Source organism: Pseudazoarcus sp. NS20, from assembly GCF_059703745.1.
Genome location: NZ_BAAKIY010000004.1, coordinates 78,274 through 99,640, shown reverse-complemented (window position 1 = coordinate 99,640; position 21,367 = coordinate 78,274). Strand labels below are relative to the sequence as shown.

19 protein-coding genes are annotated in these 21,367 nt (G+C 64.4%); 1 reads left to right on the top strand and 18 read right to left on the bottom strand.

The genetic code is table 11. From position 1 onward, the window contains the following. Window positions 1–110: 110 nt before the first annotated feature. On the bottom strand, window positions 111–2,828 hold the full coding sequence (gene secA / locus AC6H0W_RS12195; RefSeq protein ID WP_497577451.1) for a preprotein translocase subunit SecA: 2,718 nt from the start codon (window positions 2,826–2,828) through the stop codon (window positions 111–113). 96 nt (window positions 2,829–2,924) lie between these two features. Between secA and AC6H0W_RS12190 the strand changes: the two genes are divergently transcribed. Continuing rightward, window positions 2,925–3,359 (top strand): DciA family protein, encoded by a 435-nt coding sequence (locus AC6H0W_RS12190; protein ID WP_497577450.1) that lies wholly within the window; start codon window positions 2,925–2,927, stop codon window positions 3,357–3,359. 4 nt (window positions 3,360–3,363) lie between these two features. Here the strand turns inward: AC6H0W_RS12190 and AC6H0W_RS12185 are convergent, their stop codons facing one another. The 17 genes from AC6H0W_RS12185 to mraZ all read right to left on the bottom strand — a co-directional run bounded on the left by AC6H0W_RS12185 (window position 3,364) and on the right by mraZ (window position 21,304). Then, complete coding sequence (locus tag AC6H0W_RS12185) at window positions 3,364–3,549, bottom strand: hypothetical protein (protein ID WP_497577449.1); 186 nt, start codon at window positions 3,547–3,549, stop codon at window positions 3,364–3,366. A 5-nt stretch (window positions 3,550–3,554) separates the two neighbouring features. Further along, entirely contained in the window at window positions 3,555–4,484 is a 930-nt protein-coding gene (gene lpxC, locus AC6H0W_RS12180) for a UDP-3-O-acyl-N-acetylglucosamine deacetylase (protein ID WP_497577448.1), read from the bottom strand. Between the two features lie 150 nt (window positions 4,485–4,634). Next, complete coding sequence (gene ftsZ / locus AC6H0W_RS12175; RefSeq protein ID WP_497577447.1) at window positions 4,635–5,774, bottom strand: cell division protein FtsZ; 1,140 nt, start codon at window positions 5,772–5,774, stop codon at window positions 4,635–4,637. A gap of 126 nt (window positions 5,775–5,900) precedes the next feature. Beyond that, the gene (gene ftsA, locus AC6H0W_RS12170; RefSeq protein WP_497577446.1) at window positions 5,901–7,130 is read right to left on the bottom strand and encodes a cell division protein FtsA; all 1,230 of its coding nucleotides are present in this window, start codon (window positions 7,128–7,130) and stop codon (window positions 5,901–5,903) included. Then, window positions 7,127–7,945: a cell division protein FtsQ/DivIB gene (locus tag AC6H0W_RS12165; RefSeq protein WP_497577445.1), complete on the bottom strand. Its 819-nt coding sequence runs from the start codon at window positions 7,943–7,945 to the stop codon at window positions 7,127–7,129. Before AC6H0W_RS12165 ends, ftsA begins: the two co-directional genes overlap by 4 nt. Next, window positions 7,938–8,852 carry a D-alanine--D-alanine ligase gene (locus tag AC6H0W_RS12160; RefSeq protein ID WP_497577444.1) on the bottom strand — a complete coding sequence of 305 codons (915 nt, stop codon included), beginning with the start codon at window positions 8,850–8,852 and terminating at the stop codon, window positions 7,938–7,940. Before AC6H0W_RS12160 ends, AC6H0W_RS12165 begins: the two co-directional genes overlap by 8 nt. Next, the gene (murC, locus tag AC6H0W_RS12155) at window positions 8,849–10,252 is read right to left on the bottom strand and encodes a UDP-N-acetylmuramate--L-alanine ligase (protein ID WP_497577443.1); all 1,404 of its coding nucleotides are present in this window, start codon (window positions 10,250–10,252) and stop codon (window positions 8,849–8,851) included. Before murC ends, AC6H0W_RS12160 begins: the two co-directional genes overlap by 4 nt. After that, window positions 10,249–11,301: an undecaprenyldiphospho-muramoylpentapeptide beta-N-acetylglucosaminyltransferase gene (gene murG / locus AC6H0W_RS12150; RefSeq protein WP_497577841.1), complete on the bottom strand. Its 1,053-nt coding sequence runs from the start codon at window positions 11,299–11,301 to the stop codon at window positions 10,249–10,251. Before murG ends, murC begins: the two co-directional genes overlap by 4 nt. 20 nt (window positions 11,302–11,321) lie before the next feature. Further along, a complete protein-coding gene (gene ftsW / locus AC6H0W_RS12145) occupies window positions 11,322–12,557 on the bottom strand; it encodes a putative lipid II flippase FtsW (RefSeq protein WP_497577442.1) in 1,236 nt (411 codons plus the stop codon). Next, on the bottom strand, window positions 12,554–13,945 hold the full coding sequence (gene murD / locus AC6H0W_RS12140; RefSeq protein WP_497577441.1) for a UDP-N-acetylmuramoyl-L-alanine--D-glutamate ligase: 1,392 nt from the start codon (window positions 13,943–13,945) through the stop codon (window positions 12,554–12,556). Before murD ends, ftsW begins: the two co-directional genes overlap by 4 nt. Continuing rightward, window positions 13,942–15,030, bottom strand: a complete 1,089-nt coding sequence (gene mraY, locus AC6H0W_RS12135; protein WP_497577440.1) for a phospho-N-acetylmuramoyl-pentapeptide-transferase — start codon at window positions 15,028–15,030, stop codon at window positions 13,942–13,944. The genes murD and mraY overlap by 4 nt, the downstream gene beginning before the upstream one ends. Continuing rightward, on the bottom strand, window positions 15,020–16,426 hold the full coding sequence (locus tag AC6H0W_RS12130; RefSeq protein ID WP_497577840.1) for a UDP-N-acetylmuramoyl-tripeptide--D-alanyl-D-alanine ligase: 1,407 nt from the start codon (window positions 16,424–16,426) through the stop codon (window positions 15,020–15,022). Before AC6H0W_RS12130 ends, mraY begins: the two co-directional genes overlap by 11 nt. Further along, on the bottom strand, window positions 16,426–17,925 hold the full coding sequence (locus AC6H0W_RS12125; protein ID WP_497577439.1) for a UDP-N-acetylmuramoyl-L-alanyl-D-glutamate--2,6-diaminopimelate ligase: 1,500 nt from the start codon (window positions 17,923–17,925) through the stop codon (window positions 16,426–16,428). The genes AC6H0W_RS12130 and AC6H0W_RS12125 overlap by 1 nt, the downstream gene beginning before the upstream one ends. Then, entirely contained in the window at window positions 17,925–19,664 is a 1,740-nt protein-coding gene (locus AC6H0W_RS12120; RefSeq protein ID WP_497577438.1) for a peptidoglycan D,D-transpeptidase FtsI family protein, read from the bottom strand. Before AC6H0W_RS12120 ends, AC6H0W_RS12125 begins: the two co-directional genes overlap by 1 nt. Next, the gene (gene ftsL / locus AC6H0W_RS12115; RefSeq protein WP_497577437.1) at window positions 19,657–19,929 is read right to left on the bottom strand and encodes a cell division protein FtsL; all 273 of its coding nucleotides are present in this window, start codon (window positions 19,927–19,929) and stop codon (window positions 19,657–19,659) included. Before ftsL ends, AC6H0W_RS12120 begins: the two co-directional genes overlap by 8 nt. Further along, complete coding sequence (gene rsmH, locus AC6H0W_RS12110) at window positions 19,926–20,864, bottom strand: 16S rRNA (cytosine(1402)-N(4))-methyltransferase RsmH (protein ID WP_497577436.1); 939 nt, start codon at window positions 20,862–20,864, stop codon at window positions 19,926–19,928. The genes ftsL and rsmH overlap by 4 nt, the downstream gene beginning before the upstream one ends. Next, window positions 20,861–21,304: a division/cell wall cluster transcriptional repressor MraZ gene (gene mraZ, locus AC6H0W_RS12105; RefSeq protein WP_497577435.1), complete on the bottom strand. Its 444-nt coding sequence runs from the start codon at window positions 21,302–21,304 to the stop codon at window positions 20,861–20,863. Before mraZ ends, rsmH begins: the two co-directional genes overlap by 4 nt. Between the last annotated feature and the right edge of the window lie 63 nt (window positions 21,305–21,367).

Below are 21,367 nucleotides of genomic sequence, written 5' to 3'. Positions count from 1 at the left end.
GTGCCAAATGCCGCGACAGTTTACTGCATGCACCTCGCCAGAACCGAACCGGAGAAATGAAAAAAGCCCGCGACCTTGCGGTGGCGGGCTTTGTGTGCGGCTCAGCTGGATCAGGCGAGCTTGCCGTGGCAGTGCTTGTATTTCTTGCCCGAGCCGCAAGGGCACGGATCGTTACGACCGACACGCGGACCACCAGGCTCGCCGCCGCCGGCAGCCGCCTTGGCCGGCTGCTCCGGTTCGTCGAGGTTGTCATGCTTGTACTCGACATTCTCGATCGGAGCCGGCTTCTCGGCCTCTTCGAGCTCTTCGCGAGTACGCACCTGCACCGTCATCAGCACTTTGGTGACGTCCGCACGTACGGTGTCCAGCAAGCTCTCGAACAGCTCGAACGACTCGCGCTTGTATTCCTGCTTGGGGTTCTTCTGCGCATAACCACGCAGATGGATACCCTGGCGCAACTGGTCCAGCGCCGACAGGTGATCGCGCCAGTGGTTATCGAGGCTTTGCAGCATCACGTTGCGCTCGAACTGATGCCATGCCGCGCTATCCACGATGGCGATCTTGGCGGCATAAGCCTGGTCGGCGGCTTCAATGATGCGCGCCAACATGGTTTCAGCATCCAGGTTGGGATCATTGGCGAGCCACTCACTCACCGGCAGCTTGAGCTGGAATTCGCCGGCCAGCGCTGCTTCCAGCGCCGGGATCTCCCACTGTTCTTCAACGCTCTCCTCGGGCACGTAAAGATGCAAGGTATCGGCCAGCACCCCGTGACGCATCGCGGTGATGGTCTCCGAGATGTCTTCGTTGACAAGCAACTCGTTACGCTGCTCGTAGATCACTTTACGCTGATCGTTGGCGACATCGTCGTACTCGAGCAGTTGCTTGCGGATATCGAAGTTACGCTGCTCGACCTTGCGCTGTGCCGACTCCAGCGAGCGCGTGACCATGCCGTGCTCGATGGCTTCACCCTCGGGCATCTTGAGGCGAACCATGATGGCGTTGAGACGGTCACCGGCGAAGATCTTCATCAACGGATCTTCAAGCGACAGATAGAAACGGCTCGAACCCGGATCGCCCTGACGGCCGGAGCGGCCGCGCAGCTGGTTGTCGATACGACGGGATTCATGGCGCTCGGTGCCGATGATGTGCAAACCGCCCGCGGCGACGACCTGATCGTGCACGATCTGCCAATCGGCCCGCATCGAGGCGATCTTGGCTTCTTTCGCCGCTTCATCCAGCGAGGCGTCGCTGCGCACGGCTTCGATCTCACGCTCGACGTTACCGCCCAGCACGATATCGGTACCACGACCGGCCATGTTGGTAGCGATGGTTACCACGCCCGGACGGCCCGCCTGCGCGACGATGTTCGCTTCGCTGTCGTGCTGTTTGGCGTTGAGCAACTGATGCGGCACCTTTTCGCGGGTGAGCACCTGCGACAGGAATTCGTTCACTTCGATCGAGGTCGTGCCTACCAGCACCGGCTGGCCACGGCTGACGCAATCGCGAATGTCTGCGATCACCGCATCCCACTTTTCTTTCGCGGTGCGATAGACCTTGTCGTTCTCGTCACGACGCTGCATCGGCCGGTTGGTCGGCACTATGACGGTTTCGAGGCTGTAGATCTGGTGGAACTCGTAAGCTTCGGTATCCGCCGTGCCGGTCATACCGGCCAGCTTGCCGTACATGCGGAAATAGTTCTGGAAGGTAATCGAGGCCAGCGTCTGGTTCTCGGCCTGAATCTTCGCACCTTCCTTGGCTTCGACGGCCTGATGCAAGCCATCCGACCAGCGGCGCCCCGGCATCAGGCGGCCGGTGAATTCGTCGACGATGACGACTTCGCCGTTCTGCACGACGTAATGCTGATCCTTGTGGAACATCGTGTGCGCACGTAAAGCGGCATACAGGTGATGCACCAACATGATGTTGCCCGGGTCGTACAGGCTTGCGCCTTCCTTGAGCAGCCCCATGCTGAACAGGATGTTCTCGGCTTTCTCGTGGCCTTGCTCGGTCAGCAGCACCTGCCGCGCCTTGAGATCGAGCGTGTAATCGCCCGGCACGGTGACGTTGTCACCCTCGCCTTCCTGCTCGCTGAGCTGGCTCGGCAATTCGTTGAGGCGCAGATACAGTTCTGTATGGTCCTCGGCCTGACCGGAAATGATCAGCGGCGTACGCGCTTCGTCGATCAGGATCGAGTCGACTTCATCTACGATGGCGAACGACAACTTGCGCTGTACGCGCTCGGCGATGGAATACACCATGTTGTCGCGCAGGTAGTCGAAACCGAATTCGTTGTTGGTGCCGTAGGTGATGTCGGCAGCGTACGCGGCCTGCTTGTCGGCATGCGACATGCGGGACAGATTGCAGCCCGTGGTCATGCCGAGGAAGCCGAAAATACGCCCCATGCCTTCGGCATCGCGGCTGGCGAGGTAATCGTTCACCGTCACCACATGAACACCCTGACCGGCCAGCGCATTCAGGTACGCCGGCAAGGTCGCCACCAGCGTTTTGCCTTCGCCGGTCTTCATCTCGGCGATGCGCCCGTCGTGCAGCACCATGCCGCCGATGAGCTGCGTATCGAAGTGACGCATGCCATACACGCGGCGACCGGCTTCGCGCACGACGGCGAACGCCTCGACGAGCAGATCGTCGAGCTTCTCCCCATTGGCCAGCCGCGCCCGGAACTCCTCCGTCTTGGCGCGCAGCGCCTCGTCGGAAAGCGCGGCCACGTCCACCTCGAGGGCGTTGATGGCGCGAACCTTGTTGGAGTACTGGCGAATCAGGCGGTCGTTGCGACTACCGAAAATCTTCTTGATAAGGCCGGAGATCATGGATGTTTTGATAGGTCGATTCGGCAAGAGTGCTAGTGTAGCATGCACGCACTACCCTTCCGCATTGCGGAAATTCGGCGAATAAATGCCTAAAACATGAGCAGCCACCTGCAACGTTTTCTGGGTGCGGGCGACACGCTCACACGCCTGCACGACCACGCCCGCCTGTTGCTGCGCGCGCAGGAGGGGCTGCGTGCGATGCTGCCCGGCCCGCTGGCCGAGAGTTGCTCGGTCGCCAACATTCGTGACGGCAACATGGTGGTGTTCGCCCACAACGGCAGCGTCGCCGCGCGCCTGCGTCAGATGACGCCGAGCCTGATCAACGGCTTCGCCGCACGAGGTCAGATCGTGCAGGCCATTCAAGTGAAAGTCGGCTTGGTGGTTCAGGCCGAACCGCCCCCCCCGCGAGAAGCCCGCCGGGTGGGGTCGGTCGGTCGCGAGAGCCTCGCGGCCCTGATCGCGGAACTGCCCGAAGATGCTCCGCTGCGGGAATCGCTGCAGCGCCTGCTTGATCGCAGTCGCAGCGACTGAATCGCTAGAACGGGCCGACCAGCCGGTCGGCGACGAAAATCAGCAGCACTGCCAGCAACACAAGCAGGCCACCCAAGGTGATGTTCCACGCCACGGCCCGGTATCGCGGATTGCCGGTCAGCAGCCATGCCAGCACGGCACCGCCAATAGCGAGCAGCGCCGCCAGAGCGACTAGACGTACGGCGAACACCGGGCTCAGACCAGAACCGGCTCAGGGGCCGGCGCGAATTGGCGGATGACGGACTGCGGCGCCTGCTCGACCTGTTCGAAACTCACCATTTCCCAGGCGGAGTCGTCCTCCAACAGAGCACGCAGCACTTCGTTGTTCATTGCGTGGCCGGACTTGTGCGCCGAATAACCGGCGAGCAACGGATGGCCGCACAGGTAGAGATCGCCGATGGCGTCCAGCACCTTGTGCTTCACGAACTCGTCGGCGTAGCGCAAACCCTCGGAGTTCAGCACGCGATACTCGTCGAGCACGATTGCGTTGGCCATGCTGCCACCGAGCGCCAGACCATTCGAACGCATGAATTCGACATCCTGCATGAAGCCGAAGGTGCGCGCACGGGCGATGTCCTGCTCGTACGAATGTTCGGCGAAGTCGACGGCGACGCGCGTGGCCGTACCGTCGATGGCCGGGTGGTTGAAGACGATGGAGAACTCTAGACGGAAGCCGTCATGCGGCTCGAGGCGCACCCATTTGTCGCCATCATGGAATTCGACCGGCTTCTTCACCCGGATGAACTTCTTCGGCGCGTTCTGCTCTTCCACACCGGCCGAACGCAGCAGGAACACGAAGGGGCTCGAACTGCCGTCCAGAATGGGCAACTCCGGCGCATCGATATCAACATGCACGTTATCGACGCCCAGACCGGCCAGCGCCGACATCAAGTGCTCGACCGTACCAACCTTGGCCTCGCCCTGCTGCAGGCCCGAACACATGCGCGTATCGCACACCGAGTAAGGGTCTGCCGGCAAGGTTACTACCGGGGCCAGATCGACGCGGTGAAAAACGATGCCGGTATCGGGCGCGGCCGGGCGCAGGGTCATCGTGACCTTGCGCCCGCCGTGCAGGCCTACGCCGGTGGCGGTTACGACAGACTTCAGTGTGCGCTGCTTGATCATCATGCGCTCCATGGCAATGGGCGGATTTTAGCTTCCGCGCCTCGCTCCGTCACCTCAATGCACTGCACGTCAACGGAAACGGGCGCCTGGGAAACAGACCGGAGGCGGAGGTCTGCGTTCCCTGGCGCCCGTGTAGGGCGAGGGGGTTTCTCAGTCGGCCTGACGGCGCAGGAAAGCCGGAATGTCGTAGGTGCCCATGCCGTTGGTGCTCATGGCCTCAACCGTGGTGCGACGCTGACGCATGACCGCCGGCACCTCGCTGGTTTCCTGCGTGTAACCCCCCGCGTCGCCGTAGGTGCCGGTACCGCGCACGACCTGCATGACGGGCTGGCGCGCCGCGCTCTGCGAACCCAGACCAGTTGCCACCACGGTGACACGCACGCGGTCGTCCATGGCGTCATCGAACACCGTACCGTACTTGACGAAGGCTTCCGGTGCCGCGAAGGCCTGCACGGTCTTCACCGCATCGCGCACTTCCGACATCTTCAACGAACCGCGCGCCGCAGTGATATTGATCAGCACGCAGCGTGCGCCGGACAGCTCGGTACCTTCGAGCAGCGGGCTCACGGCTGCTTGCTCGGCGGCGATACGCGCACGGTCCAGACCGGAGGACTCGGCCGAGCCCATCATGGCACGACCCATCTCGCCCATGGCGGTACGCACGTCCTGGAAGTCGACGTTCACCAGACCGGGGACGTTGATGATTTCAGCGATGCCGCCCACGGCGTTCTTCAGTACGTTGTCGGCCGAGCGGAAGCACTCTTCGAAGCCGGCATCATCGCCGAACACGTCGAGAAGCTTGTCGTTGAGCACGACGATGAGCGAATCGACGTGGCGCGACAGATCGTCGACCCCGCTTTCCGCCACACGCAGACGATTCTCGAAGTCGAAAGGCTTGGTGACCACGCCCACGCAGAGAATGCCCATTTCCTTGGCGATTTCAGCCACGACGGGCGCTGCACCGGTGCCCGTGCCGCCACCCATGCCGCCGGTGATGAAGCACATGTGCGCACCTTCGAGCGCCGCAGCGATCTCGTCGCGCGACTCCTGCGCGGCCACTCGGCCGGCTTCGGGCTTGGAGCCGGCGCCGAGGCCGGACGTGCCCAGTTGCACTTTCACCGGAGCGAGGCAACGCTTGAGCGCCTGGGCATCCGTATTGGCGACGACGAAGTCGACCCCTTTGACGCCCTCGCGGATCATGTGATCCACCGCATTGCCACCTGCCCCACCGACGCCGACCACCTTGATGATGGTGTGCGCCTGTTCCTTTTCCACGATTTCGAACGTCATGCCGGCCTCCTGATATCCACCCACATCGGCAACCCCCGCCATTTAGTGAGCCTGGTTGAGTCTATAACTAAATAGCCTGTTTTTACAGGCAATTTCCAAAATTTTTCATCCCTTTACAGGATGTTTTCAAAAGTTTCTTTCAAGCCACGATTTCACCCTGCCGAACCACTGCCGAAGGTTGCGAGATTCACGCCCCAACATCCCTTTTCGACGCTGCGCCATTCCCTCCATCACAAGGCCCATTGCGGTCGCGTAATGCGGCTTGCACACGACGTCTTCCAGCGCGCCGTCATACTGCGGCGAGCCCACCCGTGCGGGAAGATTGAAGACTTCTTCAGCGAGTTCGACCATGCCCGGCATTACCGAGGCCCCGCCGGTGAGCACGATGCCCGACGACAACAGCTCTTCGTAGCCGCTGCGGCGCAGCTCGGCCTGCACCAGCTCGAACAGTTCGGAGACGCGCGGTTCGATCACGTCGGCCAGGCGCTGACGCGACAACGGACGCGGCTGACGGTCGCCGACGCCCGGCACTTCGATCATCTGCTCGGGGTCGGCCATGGCGTGCATGGCGACGCCGTATTGGCGCTTGATGTCCTCGGCTTCTGCCGTCGGGGTGCGCAGCGCCATGGCGATATCGTTGGTGATCTGATCGCCGGCCACCGGCAGCACTGCCGTATGACGGATCGCGCCTTGTGTGAACACCGCGATGTCGGTCGTGCCGCCGCCGATGTCGACGAGACACACGCCGAGATCCTTTTCGTCGTCGGTCAGCACGGCATAGCTCGATGCCAACGGCTGCAGGATCAAACCGACCACTTCCAACCCGCATCGACGCACGCACTTGATCACGTTCTGGGCAGCGGAAACCGCGCCGGTAGCGATGTGCACCTTCACTTCGAGACGCACGCCACTCATGCCGACAGGCTCGCGCACGCCGCCCTGACCATCGATGATGAATTCCTGCGTGAGGATGTCGAGCACCTGCTGCTCGGAGGGGATCGGCATGGCGCGCGCCACCTCGATCACCCGCTCGACATCCATCGCGGTGACTTCCTTGTCCTTGATGGCCACGGTGCCGCTGGAGTTGAAGCTCTTGATATGGCTGCCGGCAATGCCGGTGAGTACGTCGCGCACCTTGCATTCGGCCATCAGTTCGACCTCCTGCACTACGCGCGAGATGGCATCGACGGTGGCCTCGATGTTCACCACGACGCCGCGCTTGAGCCCGCTCATCGGCTGCGTGCCGATGCCGATGACCTCGAACTGCCCGTCCGGGAAAGCCTCGACCACCAGACACGTCACCTTGGACGTACCGATATCGAGACCGACCACCAGATCCTTGTATTCCTTGCTCATCGCTTGTCTTTCCCATCCCGTGGCTTGACCACCGGTGTCAATGCAAATCCCCTCTGGTAGCGCACGTCCGCCACCGCGATCTCGATGCCGACCTGTTCGCGTGCCGCAGGCCAGTTGGCAACGAACGCCGCCAGGCGGTCGGCCACCGGGGCACGCTCACGATCACGCCCCAGTTGCACGACCAAACCGTTATCGAGTTCCAGCTCCCACGACTCGCGCGCCGACAGCCACAAACGGGTCATGCGCAGGCCCAGCGGCTCGAGCAGGCGCGAGAACTCACCGTAGCGCGCATGCAGGTAACCGGCAGCGCCCTGCGGCCCTCCGTACGAGGGCAGCTTGGCGTTGCTCGCGGCCACGAAGACTTCGCCCTGCAGGTTGATCAAGTGCACTTCGTCGCTGCCGAGCGGATTCCAGTAGGCCACCGGCTGGTGCTCTTCCAGACGCAACTCAAGCTTGTCGGGCCAGCTGCGTCGCACTTCGGCACGACGCACCCACGGCAGCTTCTCGAAGCTCTCGCGCACGTCGGCAAGACCGACCGTGAAGAAGTTGCCCTTGATCGCGGAGCGCGCCGCATACTCGATCTGCGCAGAAGTCACTTGCCCCGGCGCCGTCACCACCACGACTTCACGCAGCGGAAAGAACGGCCGGCTGAGGAACCACGTCACCAAGGCCCAACCGAAGGCGAGCGCCGCAAACAGCAGCATCAGATCCGACAGCAGATTGAGCACGGCCGGGCGATGCCACAACCCGCCCTCGCGCTGGTTTTTGGCGTCTGTGTAGCGTTTCGGCACGGATCCGAGGCGCTTGTCACCCAAGGCTGGCGCCCTCCAGAATGCTCAGGCACAACTGATCGAACTCGATGCCGGCTGCACGCGCCGACATCGGCACCAGCGAGTGCCCGGTCATGCCCGGCGAGGTGTTCATCTCGAGCAGCCACGGCCGGCCAGCGCCGTCGAGCATCAGATCGACACGCCCCCAGCCACGGCAACCCAGCACCGCCGCGCTCTTCATCACCAGCGCACGCAGCTCGCTCTCCACCTCGTCGGCAAAGCCGGCCGGGCACAGATAGCGCGTGTCGTCGCTGAAGTACTTGTTCTGATAGTCGTAGTTGCCGCCCGGCGCCTCGATGCGGATCACCGGCAACGCCCGCTCGCCGAGGAACGGAACAGTCAGCTCTTTACCGTCGATGAACTCTTCGGCAAGCACCAGGGTGTCGTACTTGGCGGCAAGCTCCCATGCGGCGCGCAGGTCTTGCGCTCGCAGCACCTTGGTGGCGCCCATGCTCGAGCCTTCGTGCGCCGGCTTGACGAAGATCGGCAACCCCAGGTCACGTGCCACGGCGTCGAAATCGCTCGCAGCATCGAGCAATGCGTAGCGCGGCGTAGGCAAACCGCAAGCCGCCCACACCATCTTCGTGCGCCACTTGTCCATCGACAGCGCCGAGGCCATCACGCCGCTGCCGGTGTACGGAATGCGCAGCGTCTCGAGCACGCCCTGCAGCGTTCCATCCTCACCGCCACGGCCGTGCAGCGCGATGAAGGCGCGGGTAAAGCCCTCGGCACGCAAGCTCCACACGTCGCGTTCGGCGGGGTCGAAGGCATGCGCATCCACGCCCTGGCGCAGCATCGCATCGAGCACGGCTTTGCCGGACATCAGGGACACCTCACGCTCGGCGGACGACCCGCCGAACAGCACCGCGACTTTGCCGAACTGCTGACTCACGACTTCACTCCGTTCGAATCGGCGAGCTTGCCCGGCACCGCGCCGACCGAGCCCGCACCCATGGTGATCACCACATCGCCATCGGCCGCAGCCGACAGGATGGCTTCCGGCATGTCCTCGATACGCTCGACGAACACCGGCTCGACCTTGCCGGCGACGCGCAGCGCACGCGCCAGACTACGGCCGTCCGCAGCCACGATGGCCGGCTCGCCGGCGGCATACACTTCGCTCAGCAACAGTCCGTCGACCGCCGACAAGACCTTCACGAAATCCTCGAAACAATCACGCGTGCGCGTGAAGCGATGCGGCTGGAACGCCAACACCAGACGGCGATCCGGGTAGGCTCCACGCGCCGCGGCGATGGTGGCTGCCATTTCGACCGGGTGGTGGCCGTAGTCGTCGATCAGCGTGAAACTGCCACCGGCCGGCAGTGCAATCTCGCCGTAGTCCTGGAAGCGACGACCGACGCCGCGGAATTCGGCCAGCGCTTTGACGATGGCGTCGTCCGGCACTTGAACCTCGGTGGCCACTGCGATGGCGGCCAGCGCGTTCAGCACGTTGTGGCGACCGGGCAGGTTCAACACGATCGGCAAACGGGTGGTCGTGCCGTTCACCCGCACCACATCGAACAGCATGCGGCGGCCATCGGCACGCACGTTCTCGGCGCGGATGTTGGCGCTCTCGGAAAAGCCGAAACGCATGATCTGCTTCGATACCTGACCGGCCACTTCGCGCACGTTGGGGTCGTCCTCGCACAGCACCGCCACACCGTAGAACGGCAAGCGCTGGAGGAAGTCGATGAAGGCCTGCTTCAACTTCGTGAAGTCATGGCCATAGGTTTCCATGTGATCGGCATCGATGTTCGTGACGACCGAAATCACCGGATTGAGCAACAGGAAGGAGGCGTCCGATTCGTCCGCCTCAGCCACCAGGAAGTCGCCCTTGCCAAGACGTGCATTGGCCCCGGCCGCCGTGAGACGGCCACCGATCACAAAGGTCGGGTCCATGGCGCCCTCTGCGAGGATGCTGGCCACCAGAGACGTCGTGGTGGTCTTGCCATGCGTGCCGGCGATGGCAATGCCCTGCTTCAGGCGCATCAGCTCGGCGAGCATCTGCGCACGCGGCACGACCGGAATGTCGCGCGCACGGGCAGCCACGACTTCGGGGTTTTCGGCTGCAACAGCGGTCGAGATCACGACGGCGTCAGCCTGATTCACGTGCCCGGCATCATGTCCGATCATGACTTCAACGCCCAGCGAGGCCAGGCGGCGCGTCACGGCGCTCTCATGCAGATCCGAGCCACTCACGCCGAAGCCGAGGTTGGCAAGCACTTCGGCAATGCCGCTCATGCCGGCACCACCGACGCCCACGAAGTGAATGCGTTTGACCTTGTGCTTCATGCCTTCATCCCCTTCACGAGTGCGGCACACTCGTCGGCCACCACCTCAGCAGCGTCGGCCTTGGCGAGCGAGCGAGCACGCGCAGCCATGTCACGCAGGCGATCACGGTCGAGCCCGCGCAGAATGCCGGCGAGGCTGCCCGGCTCCAGTTCGCGCTGCGGCAGCAGCATGGCTGCGCCGCGCTCGGCCAGAAAACGGGCGTTTGCAGTCTGGTGGTCATCCACGGCATGGGGGAACGGCACCAGAAGACTTGCAACGCCGGCCGCTGCAAGCTCGGCCACCGTCGTTGCACCGGCGCGGCAGATCACCAGATCAGCCGCGGCGTAGCGTGCATCCATGTCTTCGATGAAATCGACCAGCTCGCCTTCGACACCGGCCCCGGCGTAGGACTGCTTGAGGCCGTCAAACTGTTTACGACCGGCCTGATGCGTCACTACCGGGCGCTCGGCCTCGGCGATGCGCGCCAGCGCTTGCGGCACGATGGAATTGAGCGCTGCGGCGCCCAGACTGCCGCCTACCACCAACACGCGCAGGCGGCCTTCGCGGTTGGCAAGCCGCTCTTCAGGCGGAGCAATCGCAGCAATCTCGGCGCGCACCGGGTTACCCACCCAGGAGGCCTTGCCGAGCACATTCGGGAAGCCGGTCAGCACACGGTCGGCAACGGACGCCAGCACCTTGTTGGCCAGACCGGCAACCGAGTTCTGCTCGTGCAAGACCAGCGGGCGACCGGTCAGCACGGCCATCATGCCGGCCGGAAAGCTGATGTAGCCGCCCATGCCCAACACGACATCCGGCTTGACCTTGCGCAGCACGCCCTGCGCCTGCCAGAAGCCCGACAAAAGGTTCAGCGGCAGCAACAGCTTGCGCACGATACCTTTGCCGCGCAGCGCGCCGAAGCGGATCCACCGGGTTTCGTAGCCGCGCTCGGGCACGATGCGCGCTTCCATACCCTCGGGGTTGCCGAGCCACACAATGCGCCAGCCGCGTGCGCGCAGCACTTCGGCCACCGCAATGCCGGGGTAGATGTGGCCGCCGGTACCGCCTGCCATGATCAGGATGGTCGGCGCGCTCACGGGCTCACCCCTTTGCGCATCTGGCGGTTTTCCCAATCCACGCGCAGCAGGATCGCGAGGAACAGGCATCCGCCGACGATTGCCGAACCGCCGAAGCTCATCAGCGGCAGGGTTAGTCCCTTGGTGGGCAGCAGGCCCATGTTCACACCCATGTTGATGAAGGATTGCACGCCCAGCCACAGGCCGATGCCCATGGCCACCAGGCCTGCGAAGTAACGCTCGAGGTTGATCGCTTCGCGACCGATGGCGAAGGCACGCTGCACGAGAATCGCGAACAGCACGACGATGGTGAGCACGCCGACGAAGCCGAGCTCTTCGGCGATGACCGCCAGCAGGAAGTCGGTGTGCGCTTCCGGCAGGTAAAACAGCTTCTCGACACTGCCGCCCAGACCGACACCGAACCATTCGCCACGCCCGAAGGCGATCAGTGCGTGCGAAAGCTGGTAGCCCCGGCCGAACGGATCCTCCCAGGGGTCCATGAAGCCGAAGATACGTTCGCGGCGGTACGGTGAGGTCATGATCAGCACGACGAAACCGATCACCGCCACGACGATCAACAACCCGAAGAAGCGTACGTTCATGCCGCCGAGGAACAGCACGCCGAAGGCGATCACGCAGATCACCACGAAGGCGCCGAAGTCAGGCTCAAGCAGCAACAGGCTGCCGACCGCCAGAATCACGCCCGCCATGGGCAGGAAGCCGCCGCCGATGGTGCCCATCACCGGCAGCTTGCGCACGGTGTAGTCCGCCGCGTAGAGCGCCACGAACACTTTCATGAGTTCGGAAGGCTGCAGGTTGATCGGGCCGAGGCCGATCCAGCGCTGCGCACCGTTCACGGACTTGCCTACGCCCGGAATCAGCACCAGTACGAGCAAGGCAACGCCCAGCAAGAACAGCCACGGCGCAAGCTTCTGCCACTGGCGCATCGGAATGCGGAAGGCGATGGTCGCGGCGATCAGCCCCACGGCCAGGAAGATGGCGTGGCGCTGCAGGAAGAAGTACGGGCGATTGCCGGTGAAACTGCTGCCCTCGGCTACCGCGATCGAGGCCGAGAACACCATGATCAGGCCGAGCAGAATCAAGCCCGCGGCGGACCATACGACCAGCGGATCGAACTCGCCGACCGGCTTTTCGTTGGGCGTGACACGGCGCACCGCATGACGAGCCGTGCTGCGTGCAAAGTCTTCGCGCGGCGCGCCGAAGAGGCCGGAGAGAAGGTTGCCGAAACTCATGCGGGCTTCACCTCGGGCAAAGCGCGCACCGCCGCGACGAACACTTCCGCGCGATGCACGTAGTTGCGGAACATGTCGAGACTGGCGCACGCGGGAGAGAGCAGCACCGCATCACCGGCCTGCGCCAGCGCATTGGCGCGGCCGACGGCGGCCTCCAGAGTTTGCGCGCGCTCACTGCCGGCACCGACTTCGTCCAACGCCGCTTCGATACGCGGCGCATCGCGACCGATCAACACGACTGCGCGCGCATGCCGAGCCACCACTTCGGCCAAGGGGCGGAAATCCTGCCCCTTGCCATCACCTCCCGCGATCAACACGACCGGGCAACCCAGGCCTTCCAGCGCAGCCACCGTGGAGCCCACGTTGGTGCCCTTGGAGTCGTCGTAAAACACCACACCGTCCGCACGGCGAGCGACGGCCTCGACGCGATGCGGCAAGCCGCGGAAGCTGCGCAAGGCTGCAAGCATCGCAGCCATCGAAGCGCCGATGGCATTGCCCAGGGCAAGCGCGGCCAGCGCATTCAATGCGTTATGACGACCGGCAATCGGCAGATCCGCCTGCGGCAGCAAACGGGTGCTGCCATGCGCCAACCAAGCTTCCCTCCCCTCGCCCACGATGCCGAACTCGCCGATGCGAGGCTTCGCAGCACCGAACCCGATGACACGGCGACCGGCACGCTCCATCGCGGCGACGCGGACATCGTCACGATTGATGATCTGCACGCCACGGCCTTCATAGATGCGCGCCTTGATGGCAGCGTAATCCGCCATGCTGCCGTGGCGATCAAGGTGATCGTCGGTGACGTTAAGCACCACCGCGGCGTCGGGCGCCAAAGCACCGGCGGTTTCGAGCTGGAAGCTCGACAACTCCAACACCCAGCACTGCGGCAGCGCCTGACGGGCTTCGATTCGGTCGGTCAGCACGGCCAGCGCGGCCGGGCTGATGTTGCCGGCCACCACGGCATCCAGCCCGGCGCCTTGCAGCAGATGCGCGGCCAGGGCGGTGGTTGTGGTCTTGCCGTTGGTACCGGTAATGGCCACGATGCGCGTGGCCGAGCGCTCACCGAGTGCATCCAGCGCGTCAGCGAACAAGGCCATTTCACCAACGATCTCGATGCCACGCTCACGTGCCGCCGCCACGATGGGCTCGCGCAGATCAATGCCGGGGCTCAGCGCGAGCAGGTCGACGTCTTCGAGCAGTTCCAGCGGAAAGCCCCCGACATGCACTTCCGCGTCCACAGCATTCTTCAGCGCGGCGCGCATCGGCGGCTCGGCGCGACTGTCGGCAACGCGCAGATGCGCGCCGGCGTGAGCGCACCAGCGCGCCATCGCCAGACCGGACTCGCCGATTCCGAGAACCAACACGAGGGCGTCGCGCAGCATTTTCATCGCAGCTTCAGCGTCGACAGCCCGAACAGCACGAGCATTATGGTGATGATCCAGAAGCGCACGACGACCTGCGTCTCTTTCCAGCCGCTGAGTTCGAAATGGTGGTGCAGGGGCGCCATGCGGAAGATGCGTTTGCCGCCCGTCATCCTGAAGTAGGCCACCTGCAGCATCACCGACAAGGTTTCGGCCACGAACAGGCCACCCATGATGAAAAGGACGATTTCCTGGCGCACGATCACGGCCATCACGCCCAGAGAGGCGCCCAGCGCCAGCGCACCGACGTCACCCATGAAGACTTCCGCCGGATAGGCGTTGAACCACAGGAAGCCCAGACCCGCGCCACAGATCGCGCCGCAGACGATGGCCAGCTCCCCCGCCCCCGCGATGTAGGGCACGCCGAGGTATTTCGAGAAGCCGGCATGCCCCGCCACGTAGGCGAAGATCGCCAGCGCGCCGGCAACCATCACGGTGGGCATGATCGCCAGACCGTCGAGGCCGTCGGTAAGGTTCACCGCGTGGCTGGTTCCGTTGATGACGAAGTAGGACAGCGCTACGAAACCCATGAGACCAAGCGGCAGAGCCACCGACTTGAAGAACGGCACGATCAGCTCGGTGTGGGCCGGCGTGCTTGCCGTCATGGCCAACGTCAGCGCAGCCGCCAAGGCGATCAGCGAGGTCCACAGATACTTCCAGCGGCTTGGCAGGCCGCGCGGGTCGCGGTGCACCACCTTGCGCCAGTCATCCACCCAGCCCACGGCGCCGAAGCCCATGGTGACGAACAGCGTGATCCACACATAGTGGTTGCGCAGATCACCCCACAGCAGCACCGTGACGCCGATGGAAATCAGGATCAACACGCCCCCCATGGTCGGCGTTCCGGCTTTGGTGAGATGCGACTTCGGCCCGTCATCCCGCACTGCCTGCCCGATCTTCTTGGCCGCCAACCAGCGAATCACCGGCGGACCAAAGGCGAACGAAATCAATAGCGCGGTCAGTGCAGCAAGCACGGTGCGCAACGTGATGTAGCCAAACACGTTGAGAGCGCGGACGTCTTGCCCAAGCCACAGCGCAAGTTCAAGAAGCATTGTTTTCTCCCTTTGCGCCGTTGGCGCCGGTGTCGCGCGCGGCAACCAATGCCTCCACCACACGTTCCATACGCATGAACCGCGACCCTTTCACGAGCACTACGGAGTCTTCGTCAAGCTGCGGCACGAGCGCTGCCACGAGCTGCTCGATGGTGCCGAAATGCTGGCTACCGTCGCCGAAATTGCGGGCTGCCAGCGCGGTCATGTCGCCGAAGGTGTACAAGGTTTCAATGCCCTTGCTCTTGGCGTAGCCGCCGACTTCGTCATGCACCTGGGCGCTGGTCTCGCCGACCTCGCCCATGTCGCCGAGCACCAGCGTTCGCCAGCCCGGCATCGCTGCCAGCACGTCGATGGCAGCGCGAACCGAGTCGGGGTTTGCGTTGTAGGTGTCGTCGATGATCAGGGCGTCGCGCGGGCCGGCATATTGCTGCAGACGGCCTTTGGTACCGCGATAGGCCTCTAGCCCGGCCACAATTGACGGCATGGCGACCCCGGCTGCAAGACACGCAGCGGCGGCTGCCAGTGCGTTGCACACGTTGTGTGCGCCGGGCACGCCAAGCGTCACGCTGGCACTCCCGACGTGGCAGTCGATCTCAAGACGGGCGCCGAGCCCGTGCATGACGACTTGCCCACGCACATCAGCGTCGCGCTCGACACCGAATGCAAGCGTGCGGTGGCCGGCAACAAGCTCGCGCCAGTAATCGGCATGCGCGTCGTCGGCGTTGATGACGGCAACGGTATCGGCGCCGCCCGCGGTGAAAATGCTGCCTTTCTCGCGCGCCACTTCAGCCAGCGACCCCATGCCTTGAAGGTGCGCACGCTGCGCGTTGGTGACGACCGCGACGGTTGGCCGGCCGATCGCGGCCAGCGCGGCGATTTCGCCGGGGTGATTCATGCCCATCTCGATCACCGCTGCACGATGCTCTTCACGCAGGCCCAGCAGCGTCAGCGGCAAGCCAATGTCGTTGTTCAGATTGCCGCGTGTGGCGAGCACTGCATCGGCGCCGAAGGCCTCGCGCAGGATCGATGCGCACATTTCCTTGACGGTGGTCTTCCCGTTACTGCCGGTCACCCCGATCACCGGGATATCGAAACGCCCACGCCAGTGCGCAGCGAGTTGCGCCAGAGCAATGCGCGTATCCGCAACCACCACGAGCGTGCCACCGACATTGCCGATTGCATCGGCGCCGGCCTGATCCACCACGGCTGCGGCCGCACCACCGGCAAGGCTTGCAGCGACGAAATCGTGCGCGTCAAAGCGCTCACCACGCAGCGCAAAGAACAGCATGCCCGGGGCCACCGCGCGGCTGTCGCTGCCGACCGATGCAAAACCACCACCCGCCGGGCCACGCAGGCGGGCGCCGAGTACTTCGCACAGTTCTTCTATGCGCATCATCATGCCGCCCCCCCGCTCTCTCCGCGTGCGCGCAACGCTGCAACGGCCTGTTCGGCGTCGGAGAATGGATAACGCTGACCGAAGATTTCCTGATAGGGCTCGTGCCCCTTTCCGGCCAGCACCACCACGTCATTCGAGGCCGCATTGCTCACGGCACGCGCGATAGCGCGTGCGCGGTCGACTTCGCACTCCGCACCCGCCTTGCAACCGGCCATGATCATTTCGGCGATGGCTACAGGCTCTTCGGTACGTGGGTTATCGCTGGTCACAATCACGTCGTCGGCCAGGTTCGATGCCACCTCGCCCATCAACGGGCGCTTGCCCGGATCGCGATCACCCCCGCAGCCGAACACGCAAACAACCTTGCCTCCGCGACGCGTGGCGGTTTCACGGGCTGCCTCAAGCACTTTGGCCAGGGCATCGGGCGTGTGTGCGTAGTCCACCAGCACCAGCGGCTCGCCCACCCCGCCGAACAACTGCATGCGCCCCGGTGGTGGCACCAGGCGATTCGCTGCGCGTGTAGCGTCGTCGAAGGAAACGCCGCGCGCCAGCAACGCACCGATCACTGCCAAGGCGTTCGAAACATTGAAATCACCCACCATCCCGAGCGTGACGTCAGCGCTCTCGCCGTGCCAAGTGGCAGCGAAGCGCAAGCCGGTGTGGGTGTTGGTCACGTCGTGGGCAGCCAAGACTTCGCAGCCGGCCACGCTGACGCCGTTGCGGGTGTAAGCGATTACATTCAGTCCGCGCTCTGCCTGGGTGCGTGCCAGGGCCAGGCCGAAAGGGTCGTCCACATTGATCACCGCATGCTCCAACCCGGGAAGCTCGAACAGCTTGGCCTTCGCGCGGGCGTAGGACTCCATGTCGCCGTGGTACTCAAGGTGATCGCGCGTCAGGTTGGTGAACAGCGCGACAGCGAAATGCACGCCGTTCACACGCCCCTGATCAAGGCCGATCGAAGACACCTCCATGGCCACTGCTCGCGTGCCTTGCTTGCGGAACGTGCTGAGCATGCGATGCACCGACAAGGCGTCTGGAGTGGTGTTGAGCAGCGGCTCCAACTCGCTACGCAAACCCCACCCCAACGTGCCGATCACGCCGCAATGGGTGCCGATCAGTTCGAGCGCCTGCGCAAGCCATTGGCTGGACGTGGTCTTGCCGTTGGTGCCGGTGACGCCAGCCACCCAGATGTCGTCCGACGGACGACCATGAAACTCATGCGCGAGATAACCCGACAGATCACGCAGGCCGGACACGCCGATCATCGGCACCCCCGGCTCTGCCACGTGGCGCCCGTCGGCCGTCTCGGTCAATACCGCAACCGCGCCGCAGGTGACGGCATCGGCGATGTGATCACGCCCGTCGAGGTGTGCCCCGGGCATTGCCAGAAAAATGTCGCCGGCCTGGACCCGGCGCGAATCGGACTGCAGCCCGGCCGGCGACACGCCGTCGGCACGCAGGCGTTCGATGAGATCACGCGCTTGCTGGACCGCGGCCATCACATGTTGCCTCGCGGCAGTTGCTCGTTTTCGGCGAAGTGCAGCGGCACCAGCGGCGCATCCGGGGCCACGCCCAACGCGCGCAGGCTCGCTTCGGTCACGCGGGAGAACACCGGCGCGGCCACAGCCCCGCCAAAGTGCTTGCCGGCACTGGGCTCGTCGATCATCACGGCGACAACAATGCGCGGGTCGGAGACCGGCGCAAAGCCGACGAATGAAGACACATATTTGTTCGTGTAACGGCCGCCCTCAAGCTTGTGCGAGGTGCCGGTTTTGCCGCCGACGCGGTAGCCGGTGACGAGCGCCCGCGGCGCCGTACCCTGGGGCCCGGCTGCGGTTTCGAGCATGTCGCGCATGGTGCGCGCCGTCGCGACCGAGAAAACACGCTGGCCGGCCGGCGGCGCATCCAGACGCTTGAGCGAAAGCGGGAGCAGATCACCGTCACGGGCGAACACCAGATAGGCGCGCGCCATGTGCAGCAAGGTGGTGGACAGCCCGTGCCCGTATGACATCGTCGCCTGCTCAATCGGGCGCCAGCTGCGCGCCGGGCGCAGCAGCCCACCTGCAGCGCCGGGAAAACCAAGTTCCAGCGGCACTCCGATGCCGAGCCCGTGGAACATGCTCCACATGTCGTCCGGCTCCATCTCCAGCGCCATGCGCGCCGTACCGATGTTCGAGGATTTCTGGATGACCTGCGAAACGGTCAGCGGGCCGTGGTTGCGAACGTCGCTGATGGTGGCTCGGCCAATCGTCATGCGGCCGCCCGTCGTATCAATCACGGTTTCGGGCGTCACGCGATGCATTTCCAGCGCCAGCGCACCGATGAAGGGCTTCATCGTCGAGCCCGGCTCGTAGAGGTCGGTAATCGCACGGTTGCGCAGCTGTGCGCCCGACAAGCCACTGCGGTTGTTCGGATTGAAAGTCGGTGCATTCACCAGCGCCAGCACTTCACCAGTGCGCACATCCAGCACGGCCACCGAGCCGGCAGCCGCCTGATGCTCGGCCATGGCTTGACGCAGAGCCGTATGGGCGATGAACTGGATCTGCTTGTCGATCGACAAGGCCACGTCCTCGCCATCGCGTGGTGCGCGTACCAGCCCACCGTCTTCGATGATGGCGCCACGGCGGTCGCGGATGATACGGCGCGCGCCCGGCTCGCCACGCAGCTGGCTGTCGAAGGCCAGCTCCATGCCCTCCAACCCGCGATCATCTACATTGGTGAAGCCCAGCACGTGCGCCCAGACCTCCCCGCCCGGATAGAAACGGCGATAGCCCTGATCCTGCCCGATGCCCGGCAAATTCAGTTCGGCAATCCGGCGCGCCACCTCGGGAGCCACCTGGCGGTGCAGATAGACACGATCACGCTCACTGGTGAGCTGACGATTGAGCGTCTCGACTTCAACGCCCAGCAGACCGGCCAGACGACGCGCATCTGCAGGCGCAAGCTGCGCTTCACGCGGCGCCGCCCAGATGGCGCGCACAGGAGTACTCACCGCGAGAATATCGCCGTTCCGGTCCATGATGCGGCCACGCGAGGCCGGCACGGGCACGACGCGCGCGAAACGTTGCTCGCCGCGCGCCTGCAGGGTTTCGTGGTTGTAGCCTTGCAGCCATGCTGCACGCACCACCAGCACAAGGGACGCGGTCAGCAACAGCGCCAGCACAAGACGCGCCCGCCACGTCTGGAGAGTGCTTTCCAGAAGCGGATTGTGTGCGCGCACGGGACGGCCTTTAGTCATGACGCGCGCCTCCCACGACGATGACCCGGCCCGCGACCGGCTCCGCCAGCCCGAGGCGTTCGCGCGCAATCGGCTCGATGCGTGACAACGCGGCTACGGTGCTGAGTTCAAGTTGAAGCTGCCCCCACTCGACCTCGAGTTGATGGGCCCGTGCCTGCTCACGCTCGTATTCGGCGTGCAGCTTGCGCGATTGATGCTGGGCCGATACGACACCCAATGCGCTGGCGACGACGATGGCCACGAAAGGAATCCCGGCCTGCATCATGCCGCCACCTCCGTGCGCTCGGCCACACGCATCACCGCGCTGCGCGAACGCGGATTGGCCTTCACCTCGGCGACCGAAGGCTTGACTGCCTTGCCCACCAGGGTCAGCCGCGGCTGCGGCAGTTCGCTGGCCCGCAACGGCAACCGCGAAGGCCCGCTGTCGGGGCGGGCCTGATCACGCATGAAGCGTTTCACGATGCGGTCCTCAAGGCTGTGGAAGCTGATCACCACAAGCCGCCCACCCGGCGCGAGACGCTTCATCGCGGCGGGCAGGACATGAGTCAACTCCTCAAGCTCCTGATTGATGAAAATCCGTAGAGCCTGGAAGCTGCGCGTCGCCGGGTGCTGCCCCGGCTCGCGTGTGCGGACCGCCTTCTCCACGATCGCGGCAAGTTGTCCAGTGGTCGAGACAGCCCCCCCTGACCGAGCAGTTGCAATCGCCTTTGCAATCGCATGAGCAAACCGTTCTTCTCCATAATCCCTCAGTACCTCCGTGATTTCGGCGACGCTGGCCTGCGCCAGCCATTGCGCCACCGTGATCCCACGACTCGTGTCCATCCGCATATCGAGGGGCGCATCAAAACGGAAACTCATTCCGCGCTCGGCTTCATCCAGTTGCGGTGACGACACGCCGAGATCCAGCAAAACACCATCCACCTGCTCCACGCCGAGGGCGTCGAGCCGTTCATCCAGCTCGCTGAACGGCGCGTGCACCAGAGTCAGGCGGGGGTCGTCGATTTCCTGCCCTGCCGCAATCGCGCGCGGGTCGCGATCAAAGGCCACCAGCCGCCCCTGCTCACCCAGCGAGGCCAGCACAGCCCGGCTGTGACCACCACGCCCGAAGGTGCCGTCGACGTACACACCGTCGGGCTTGACCTCCAGTGCATCGACCGCCTCCGCGAGCAGGACCGTGACGTGCGTCCGCTCTGCGCTCATAGCGCCAGACTCTCGAAGCCCGGCGGCAAAGCGTCGCCGTCGAGCGCCAGCATGGCCTCTTGCTGCGCCTGCCAGCCTGCGTCTGACCAAAGTTCGAAGTGAGTGCCCTGCCCGACCAGCCAGACCTGCTTTTCCAGGCCGGCCCACTGTCGGAGGGAAGGTGCAATCAAGGTCCGGCCAGCACCGTCGAGGGTTTCCGACTGGGCATGGCCGATCAACAAGCGCTTGAGCGTCGCGGTGCGCGGATCAAGCCCCGGCAGCGCCGTGATCTGGCGACTGATGGGCTCCCAGGCCTGTTGCGGATAGACGAGAAGGCAGCGATGGGGGTGCGCGGTGATGACCAGCGGCGCGCCGTCGGGCACCAGCGCGTCGCGATGGCGCGCCGGGACCGCTATGCGGCCCTTGGCATCGACACTGAGCGCGGCTGCACCCTGAAACATCGCACCCCCTGAATTTTGATCAGGAATCGGCAGAAATCACCACCGAAACCCACTTTTGTCCAC